Raw genomic sequence first — 7,839 nt, forward strand, 5'->3', positions numbered from 1 at the left:
CCTTTGGTGCGTCGAGAAATCCGCACCATGTCTTGTGTGACATCCCGAGCGCGTGCGCTCCCAGAAGAAAAACAGGTGTGAAGTGGTTTACGCAGTTGTGCGCGCCGGCGGCCGTCAGGAGAAGGTGGAGGTCGGCACGATCGTCGTCCTCGACCGTCAGCAGGCGAAGGTGGGCGACAAGCTCGAGCTGCCCGCGGTTCTGCTCGTCGACGGCGACGCCGTGACGACCGATGCCGACAAGCTCGCGAAGGTCACCGTGACCGCCGAGGTCCTCGGCGAAGAGCGCGGGCCAAAGATCGTGATCCAGAAGTTCAAGAACAAGACCGGATACAAGAAGCGCCAGGGTCACCGTCAGGACCTCACGCGCGTCAAGATCACCGGCATCAAGTAAGCCCAGGGAGACGTAGAGATGGCACACAAAAAGGGCGCAAGCTCCACCCGCAACGGTCGTGACTCCAATGCACAGCGCCTGGGCGTGAAGCGCTTCGGCGGCCAGCAGGTGCTCGCCGGCGAGATCATCGTCCGCCAGCGCGGCACCCACTTCCACCCCGGCGCCAATGTCGGCCGCGGCGGCGATGACACGCTCTTCGCGCTGTCCGCCGGCGCCGTCGAGTTCGGCACCAAGGGCGGCCGCAAGGTCGTCAACATCGTCGCGGCCGAGTAACGGCCTCCTCGATCAGTTCTCCGGGAGGGGGCGGGCGAATGCTCGCCCCCTTTCCCACTCCACGGCGACGCGTCGCCCCGACCGCAGGGAGCATGATGGTCACCTTCGTCGACCAGGTGACGCTGCACCTGCGAGCCGGAAAGGGCGGCAACGGCTGCGTCTCGGTCCGCCGTGAGAAGTTCAAGCCGCTCGCGGGACCGGACGGCGGCAACGGCGGCAACGGCGGGGACATCGTCCTGGTCGCCGACCCGCAGGTCACGACGCTGCTGTCGTACCACCACTCTCCTCACCGCAGCGCGGGCAACGGCGGGTTCGGCATGGGCGATCACCGCTCCGGCGCGGCCGGCGAGTCGCTCGAACTGGCCGTGCCGGTCGGCACCGTCGTCAAGGAGCCGTCGGGCGAGACCCTCGTGGACATGATCGAAGCGGGGATGCGGTTCGTCGTCGCTCCCGGCGGTCGCGGCGGGCTCGGGAACGCCGCCCTGGCCTCGCCCAAGCGCAAGGCCCCGGGATTCGCGCTCCTCGGCACGCCCGGGTGGGAGGGCGATGTCGTCCTCGAGCTCAAGACCGTCGCGGACGTCGCGCTCGTCGGCTTCCCGTCTGCCGGGAAGTCCAGCCTCATCGCGGCGATCTCGGCGGCACGCCCGAAGATCGCCGACTACCCCTTCACCACCCTCCACCCAAACCTCGGCGTGGTGCAGGCCGGAGACGTCCGCTACACCGTCGCGGATGTGCCGGGCCTGATCGAGGGCGCCAGCGAGGGCCGCGGGCTGGGCCTGGAGTTCCTCCGCCATGTCGAGCGCTGCACGGCCCTGGTGCACGTGCTCGACTGCGCGACGCTCGACCCGGGCCGCGACCCGCTCACCGATCTCGACGTCATCCTCGCCGAGCTCGCCGCCTACCCCGTGCCCGACGACCAGGTTCCGCTCCTGAACCGACCGCAGCTGGTCGCGCTGAACAAGATCGACGTCCCCGAGGCGAAGGACCTGGCCGACCTGGTGCGCCCCGAGCTCGAAGCCCGCGGCTTCCGGGTATTCGAGATCTCCACGGTGTCGCGCGAGGGTCTGCGCCCGCTGACCTTCGCGCTGGGCGACCTGATCTCGGCGCACCGGGTGACGCAGGCCGCACAGCCACCCGTCGAACGGATCGTGATCCGGCCGAAGGGATCGGAAGCCGACTTCACCGTCCGTGTCGAGGGCGGCACCTACGGCCCGGTCTACCGCATTCTCGGCGAGAAGCCGGTGCGGTGGGTGCAGCAGACGGACTTCCAGAACGAAGAGGCCGTCGGCTTCCTGGCCGACCGCCTCGACCGGCTCGGGGTCGAGGACGAGCTCTACCGCGTGGGGGCGACCGCCGGGGCGACGGTGGTCATCGGCGAAGGGGAGAGCGTGGTGTTCGACTGGCAGCCGTCCTTGAGCTCCGCCGCCGAGCTGATCGCCGCCCCCCGTGGCACCGATCCCCGCTTCGACCAGAGCACGCGCCGGACCACGTCGCAGCGTCGCGAGCGCTACCACGAGCGGATGGACGCCAAGGCGCAGGCGCGCGCAGACCTCGAGGCCGAACGCCGCGCAGAACGGCAGGCTACCGAGGAGTCGGAGTGACGCTGACGGACCGCGCCGCCATCCCGGGGGCGCGCCGTGTGGTGGTGAAGGTCGGATCCTCCTCGATCAGCGGCGAGAACGCGGCAAAGATCAAGCCGCTCGTCGAGGCGCTCGCCAAAGCCCATGCGTCGGGCACGGAGGTCGTGCTGGTGTCCTCCGGCGCCATTGCCACGGGCATGCCGTTCCTCGCCCTCGATGAGCGACCGAGCGACCTCGCGACGCAGCAGGCTGCAGCAGCCGTCGGACAGAACGTGCTGATCTACCGCTACCAGGAGGCCCTCCGCCCCTTCCGCATCGTCGCCGGTCAGGTGCTCCTCACCGCCGGCGATCTGGAGAACGTCACTCACCGCTCCAACGCGCGGCGCGCCATGGAGAGGCTCCTGGGGCTTCGGATCCTCCCCATCGTGAACGAGAACGACACCGTCGCCACCCACGAGATCCGGTTCGGAGACAACGACCGGTTGGCCGCGATGGTCGCGCAGCTGGTCGGCGCGGACGCGCTCATCCTCCTCAGCGACATCGCCTGCCTCTACACCCGGCCACCGGATCAGCCGGGTGCGCGTCCGATCGTCGATGTCGCGCCCGGTGACGACCTCTCCGGCTACGAGTTCGGTTCGGTCGTGGTCAACAGCGTGGGAACCGGGGGAGCGGCGACCAAGGCCTCCGCGGCCAAGCTCGCTGCGGCATCGGGGATCGCCACCCTCGTCACCAGCGCCGACCTCGTCGAGGATGCCCTCGCCGGCGGCCAGGTCGGCACGTTCTTCATCCCGCGACCGGTGGAGACTCCCGTTCCCACCGGCGCCATCCGCACGGCCTGACCGCTCGGACCCACCGACGGTCGCTACCCTGGAGGCATGTCCACCTCCTCCGCCGATCTGGTTGCCGAGACCGAGCACGATGCCGACGCTGAGGACGGTGCGGTCGTCCGCATGCGGAGGGCGAAGGATGCCGCGCGCTCGATCGGTCTTCTCACCGACGCCCAGAAGCGGCACGGCCTGCACGCGATCGCGGACGCGATCGCCGCGGCCGCCGACGAGATCATCGCCGCGAACCGTGACGATCTCCAGCGCGGTCGTGAGGAGGGCATGTCCGACGCGCTGCAGGACCGACTGTCGCTGACGCCGTCCCGCGTGGCAGCCCTCGCCGAGGCCGTTCGGGCGATCAGCGAACTTCCCGATCCGGTCGGGCGCGTCCTCGACGCCCGAACGCTTCCCAGCGGCGTGGCTCTGACGAAGGTCTCGGTGCCCTTCGGCGTCGTCGGGGCGATCTACGAAGCCCGACCCAACGTCACCGTGGACATCACTGCTCTCGCCCTCCGCTCCGGGAACGCCGTCGTCCTGCGTGGGGGGAGCGCCGCGGCATCCAGCAACGCCACGATCGTTTCCGTCATGCGCCGAGCGCTGGCCTCGGTCGGAATCGATCCCGAGAGTGTCCAGACGGTCGATCCGTTCGGCCGCGACGGAGCCCGCGCCCTCATGACCGCCCGGGGGCTCATCGACGTCCTGGTGCCCCGGGGGAGCGCGGCGCTCATCCACACCGTCGTGACCGAGTCCACCGTTCCGGTGATCGAGACGGGTGCCGGTGTGGTGCACATCGTCCTCGACGAGTCCGCGCCCCTGGAGTGGGCGCGAGACATCGTCGTCAACGCGAAGGTGCAGCGTCCCAGTGTGTGCAACGCCGTCGAGACGGTCCTCGTGCACCGCGGTGCGGCCGAACGACTGGTCCCGGCCGTCGTCGATGCCCTCGTCTCGCGCGGTGTCACCGTCCACGGCGACCAGACCACGTTGCATCTGGCCGGACAGGGTGTACCGGCCGATGAGGCGGACTGGGCGGCCGAGTACCTCAGTCTCGACGTCGCGATGCGCGTGGTCGATGACCTCGACGAGGCGCTGGAGCACATTCGCCGATACTCCACGCAGCACACCGAATCGATCATCACGATGGATGACACCAGCGCCGAGCGGTTCGTGGCGGAGGTGGACTCGGCGGTGGTGATGGTCAACGCGTCCACGCGCTTCACCGACGGAGGCGAATTCGGGTTCGGCGCCGAGGTCGGTATCTCCACGCAGAAACTCCACGCCCGCGGTCCCATGGGCCTCGCCGAGCTCACCAGCGCCAAGTGGATCGCGCGGGGTACCGGGCAAGTGCGCGGTTGACCGCCTAGACTGGGAAGGCCTGCACCCGGGAAAACGAACGGAGCCCGAATGACGACCTTCGCGACGCTTGTCAGCATCGCCGCCGAAGAGGCCGAGTCCCACGGGAACGTGGCGCTGGAGACGGTGTGGTACGGCATCGTGGCCATCATCGTCTTCGCGGCGCTCGCCCTCGTCACCGCGTCCTACCGCAATGTGGCGAACCGCCACGCGCACAAGGCCGAGGCCTACTCGCAGGCCCACGCCAACGACATCGTGAAGGCGGGGCACGGCCACTAGGCCGCGCGCATGCGTTCGACGCGTCCCCCGAGGATCGGGGTGATGGGCGGGACCTTCGATCCCATCCACCACGGCCACCTCGTCGCGGCCAGCGAAGTGGCGCAGTCGTTCGACCTCGATGAGGTCGTCTTCGTCCCGACGGGGAATCCCTGGCAGAAGACCCGCGTCAGCGACAGCGAGCACCGCTACCTCATGACGGTGATCGCGACCGCCTCGAATCCTCAGTTCACGGTCAGCCGCGTGGACATCGACCGTTCCGGCCCGACGTACACGATCGACACGCTGCGCGACCTGAAGAGCCAGCGACCCGATGCCGAGCTGTTCTTCATCACCGGCGCGGACGCCATAGCGCAAATTCTCAGTTGGAGGGACCATGATGAACTGTGGGATCTCGCCCACTTCGTCGCCGTCTCTCGTCCAGGTCACGTCCTCGACACCGCGGGCCTGCCGACCGAAGATGTGAGTCAGCTGCAGATCCCCGCCCTCGCCATCTCGTCGACGGATTGCCGAGAACGCGTTCGCCGAGGCCACCCGGTGTGGTACCTCGTGCCGGACGGCGTCGTGCAATACATTGCCAAGCATCACCTCTACCGGAGCAAGGAATGACGGACAATCCAGCGAACCCCCCGCTGACCCGCAAGCAACTGCGTGAGATCCGCAACACCGGCGCGACTCCGGTCGTCAGCCAGGAAGCAATCGACTCCGCACGCCAGGACGCGACGTCGACGGAGCCTGCGCCCGAGAAGAGCGCGGCCCCGGTCGCCCCCCTCGCCCGGGCCGCGGAACCGGCCGTCGTCGGGGCCCCGCCCGTGGCGGACGCGGCCGTCGACCTGGGTGTGTCGCCCCTCACGCGTCGACAGGCCCGTCAGCAGGAGCGGATCCGCACCGCGTCGGTTCCCGTGATCGCATCCGACCTGATGGGTTCCGCGTCGCAGCCCGCTCCCTCACCGGAGATCTCCGGCCCTGCGGTCGACGTGGTATCCGAGTCGGCTCCTCGAGAGGCTGCATCGGTCGCGTCGGTCGATGACCCCGCCGCGCCGGGAGATCGGGCCACCGTCAGCCCGAGGCTCGGTGCCGAGCTCCTCGAAGCCGAGGCCGTGCAGGTCGACCTCCCGCCCTCTTTCGATCAGCTGCTCACGCGGGCGCCGGCCTCGACCTCGAGCACCCCGCACGCCCTCATCGTTTCGCAGACGCCGTCACCCCAGATCATGGCGCCGGTCAACGCCACCGGCGAGGTGATCATCACGGGAATGCTGAACCTTCCCGATGGACTCGGATCGACCGGGCACGCCCCCGGCACGGCCGACGGCAAAGACGTCGACGCCGTGCTCGTCGACGGTGAGCTTCCGGCGCATTCGTCACCGACGCCGATCGCCGCGAGCGCCGCGATCAGCACGGTCAAGCTGCCCGGTGAGATCATCCAGCCGCCGGCGCCGGAGAAGGGCAGCCGCCTCATGATCGCGCTGGCCATCACCGCCGGCGCCCTCGCCCTCGCCCTGGCCGCGGTGCTCATCCTCGCGTTCGTCAGCGGGGTGTTCGCGTGACCGCCACGGAGTCCTCGCGCGCGATGCTTCAGATCGCGGCCGCTGCCGCCGACGACAAGGGCGCGGAAGACCTCGTGGCGTTGGACGTGTCCGAGCCGCTGCCTCTCGTGGACATCTTCCTCCTGGCGACGGGACGCAGCGAGCGGAACGTCGCGGCCATCGCCGACGAGGTCGAGCAGAAGCTGCTGGATGCGGGCCACAAGAGGCTTCGCCGCGAAGGACGCCAGGAGGCACGGTGGGTGCTTCTGGACTTCGGTGATCTCGTCGTGCACGTCTTCCACGAGGAGGAGCGGATCTTCTATGGTCTGGAGCGGCTGTGGAAGGATTGCCCGATCGTCCCGATCGAGGTGCCCGCGCACGCCGGCGATGCGGACGGCGGCCGTGGTTCGAGGCACGCCTGAGCATGTAGTAATCTTGTGGGGTTGCCTCCTGAGGCAACGTCCGGGCCTGTGGCGCAGCTGGTAGCGCACCTGCATGGCATGCAGGGGGTCAGGGGTTCGAGTCCCCTCAGGTCCACCATGTGATGAGTCGCGACATAGGAGACATCTGAGTCGCGACATAGATGACATGTCATGAAGGAGAGTCCGGCCATCGGCCGGGCTCTTTTTCGTTGTTTCGCCAGTAGGTGCGGGCGGGATTGATGGTGTTCGTAGCGAGGATTTCGCCGGTGTCGAGGTGGATGACGGTGATGGTGTGTTCGTCGGTGATGAGGATGCAGCGTTTCCCGCGGTGTGCGGCGCCGATGCCGAGGTGGTGCATGCGGGCGGCGCGGCGGAAGCTGATCTTCCCGTTGGTGCCGACGTGGTCGTAGCGGATCCGGTAGTGGACGGCGTCGTGCCGGCTGCCGGCGGGGGTGGCTTTCGGGGTGGCGGTGTAGGCCGTTGCTGGGGTGAGTGAGTGGGCGCGGTGTGGCCGGGCGGTGTTGTAGTGCTCTCGGAACGTGTCGAGCTGGGTCTGCAGCTCGCTGATCGTGTGCGCGCGCGGTCGTGCCGCGAGCCAGCGTTTCAGGGTCTGGTGGAAGCGTTCGATCTTGCCTTGGGTCTGGGGGTGGTTGGGGGCGCCGTTCTTCTGGCGGATGTTCAGGGCTGCGAGGACGTATTCGAACTCGTTGCGACCACCGCCGTGGCGGGCGGTGTAGACGCGCCCGTTGTCGGTGAGGGTGGAGGCGGGCGGCCCGTAGATGTCGATGGTCGTGAGGAAGGTGTCGACGACGCTCTTGCCGGTGACGGGGCGGTGGGCGCTGCAGGACAGCAGGAGTCGGGAGTGGTCGTCGAGCCAGTTTGAATCGCCCCGGGTCTAGTGGAGGGCGAGTTCTCCCAGCGCCGGCTGGTGCTGGGGGTTGATTTCACGGTAGTACTGGTTCTCCTTCTCGATCGGTGTGAGGTATCCGATCGATGAGTGCAGCCGGTTCTCGTTGAACCAGTGCACCCAGGACAGCGTGGCGAGCTCGAGCTCGTCGACGGTGCGGAACGGGCCGTCGATCTTCACGCACTCGTTCTTGTAAAGGCCCACGACCGTCTCTGCCAGGGCGTTATCGAACGAGTCACCCACGGTCCCGATGGACGCGATCGCGCCGACATCAGCGAGCCGCTCGGAGT

11 protein-coding genes, 1 tRNA gene and 1 pseudogene are annotated in these 7,839 nt (G+C 68.5%); 10 read left to right on the forward strand and 3 right to left on the reverse strand.

The annotated features are described in order from the left end of the window. The first annotated feature begins 82 nt into the window (after nt 1–82). The 10 genes from rplU (at nt 83) to MA875_RS15025 (ending at nt 6,760) form a co-directional block, all read left to right on the forward strand. Complete coding sequence (rplU, locus tag MA875_RS14980; RefSeq protein WP_164478179.1) at nt 83–391, forward strand: 50S ribosomal protein L21; 309 nt, start codon at nt 83–85, stop codon at nt 389–391. An 18-nt stretch (nt 392–409) separates the two neighbouring features. After that, a complete protein-coding gene (gene rpmA, locus MA875_RS14985; RefSeq protein WP_124293341.1) occupies nt 410–664 on the forward strand; it encodes a 50S ribosomal protein L27 in 255 nt (84 codons plus the stop codon). A 95-nt stretch (nt 665–759) separates the two neighbouring features. Beyond that, nucleotides 760–2,265 (forward strand): GTPase ObgE, encoded by a 1,506-nt coding sequence (gene obgE / locus MA875_RS14990; RefSeq protein WP_248243057.1) that lies wholly within the window; start codon nt 760–762, stop codon nt 2,263–2,265. Continuing rightward, nucleotides 2,262–3,083 carry a glutamate 5-kinase gene (gene proB, locus MA875_RS14995; RefSeq protein ID WP_248243058.1) on the forward strand — a complete coding sequence of 274 codons (822 nt, stop codon included), beginning with the start codon at nt 2,262–2,264 and terminating at the stop codon, nt 3,081–3,083. Before obgE ends, proB begins: the two co-directional genes overlap by 4 nt. Nucleotides 3,084–3,194: 111 nt before the next feature. After that, a complete protein-coding gene (locus tag MA875_RS15000; RefSeq protein WP_248243074.1) occupies nt 3,195–4,421 on the forward strand; it encodes a glutamate-5-semialdehyde dehydrogenase in 1,227 nt (408 codons plus the stop codon). 48 nt (nt 4,422–4,469) lie between these two features. Further along, complete coding sequence (locus MA875_RS15005) at nt 4,470–4,697, forward strand: hypothetical protein (protein ID WP_248243059.1); 228 nt, start codon at nt 4,470–4,472, stop codon at nt 4,695–4,697. A gap of 9 nt (nt 4,698–4,706) precedes the next feature. Then, entirely contained in the window at nt 4,707–5,303 is a 597-nt protein-coding gene (gene nadD, locus MA875_RS15010) for a nicotinate-nucleotide adenylyltransferase (protein ID WP_248243060.1), read from the forward strand. After that, nucleotides 5,300–6,241 carry a hypothetical protein gene (locus MA875_RS15015; protein ID WP_248243061.1) on the forward strand — a complete coding sequence of 314 codons (942 nt, stop codon included), beginning with the start codon at nt 5,300–5,302 and terminating at the stop codon, nt 6,239–6,241. Before nadD ends, MA875_RS15015 begins: the two co-directional genes overlap by 4 nt. A 23-nt stretch (nt 6,242–6,264) precedes the next feature. After that, a complete protein-coding gene (gene rsfS / locus MA875_RS15020) occupies nt 6,265–6,642 on the forward strand; it encodes a ribosome silencing factor (protein WP_282449174.1) in 378 nt (125 codons plus the stop codon). A gap of 42 nt (nt 6,643–6,684) precedes the next feature. After that, a tRNA-Ala gene (locus MA875_RS15025) sits at nt 6,685–6,760 on the forward strand. A 51-nt stretch (nt 6,761–6,811) separates the two neighbouring features. On the opposite strand, the gene MA875_RS15030 is transcribed toward MA875_RS15025, so the two are convergent. The 3 genes and pseudogenes from MA875_RS15030 to MA875_RS15040 form a co-directional block, all read right to left on the reverse strand. Next, nucleotides 6,812–7,000, reverse strand: coding sequence for a hypothetical protein (locus MA875_RS15030; RefSeq protein ID WP_248243063.1), 189 nt, complete (start codon nt 6,998–7,000; stop codon nt 6,812–6,814). A gap of 198 nt (nt 7,001–7,198) precedes the next feature. Next, nucleotides 7,199–7,495 (reverse strand): annotated as a pseudogene (locus tag MA875_RS17935) (integrase core domain-containing protein); the annotation flags it as partial. A gap of 42 nt (nt 7,496–7,537) precedes the next feature. Next, nucleotides 7,538–7,839, reverse strand: a 302-nt coding sequence (locus MA875_RS15040) for an integrase core domain-containing protein (RefSeq protein ID WP_248243065.1), incomplete at its 5' end; no start/stop codon positions are given.

The sequence above is a fragment of the Microbacterium kunmingense genome, assembly GCF_023155745.1.
GTDB classification, from domain to species: Bacteria; Actinomycetota; Actinomycetes; order Actinomycetales; family Microbacteriaceae; genus Microbacterium; species Microbacterium kunmingense.

What these genes read in the sequence shown, in the direction of transcription:
- rpmA (WP_124293341.1), top strand. Translation starts at nt 410, where the DNA reads ATGGCACACAAAAAGGGCGCAAGCTCCACCCGCAACGGTCGTGACTCC.
- obgE (WP_248243057.1), top strand. Translation starts at nt 760, where the DNA reads ATGGTCACCTTCGTCGACCAGGTGACGCTGCACCTGCGAGCCGGAAAG.
- MA875_RS15000 (WP_248243074.1), top strand. Translation starts at nt 3,195, where the DNA reads ATGCGGAGGGCGAAGGATGCCGCGCGCTCGATCGGTCTTCTCACCGAC.
- MA875_RS15005 (WP_248243059.1), top strand. Translation starts at nt 4,470, where the DNA reads ATGACGACCTTCGCGACGCTTGTCAGCATCGCCGCCGAAGAGGCCGAG.
- nadD (WP_248243060.1), top strand. Translation starts at nt 4,707, where the DNA reads ATGCGTTCGACGCGTCCCCCGAGGATCGGGGTGATGGGCGGGACCTTC.
- MA875_RS15015 (WP_248243061.1), top strand. Translation starts at nt 5,300, where the DNA reads ATGACGGACAATCCAGCGAACCCCCCGCTGACCCGCAAGCAACTGCGT.
- rsfS (WP_282449174.1), top strand. Translation starts at nt 6,265, where the DNA reads ATGCTTCAGATCGCGGCCGCTGCCGCCGACGACAAGGGCGCGGAAGAC.
- MA875_RS15030 (WP_248243063.1), bottom strand. Translation starts at nt 7,000, where the DNA reads ATGCACCACCTCGGCATCGGCGCCGCACACCGCGGGAAACGCTGCATC.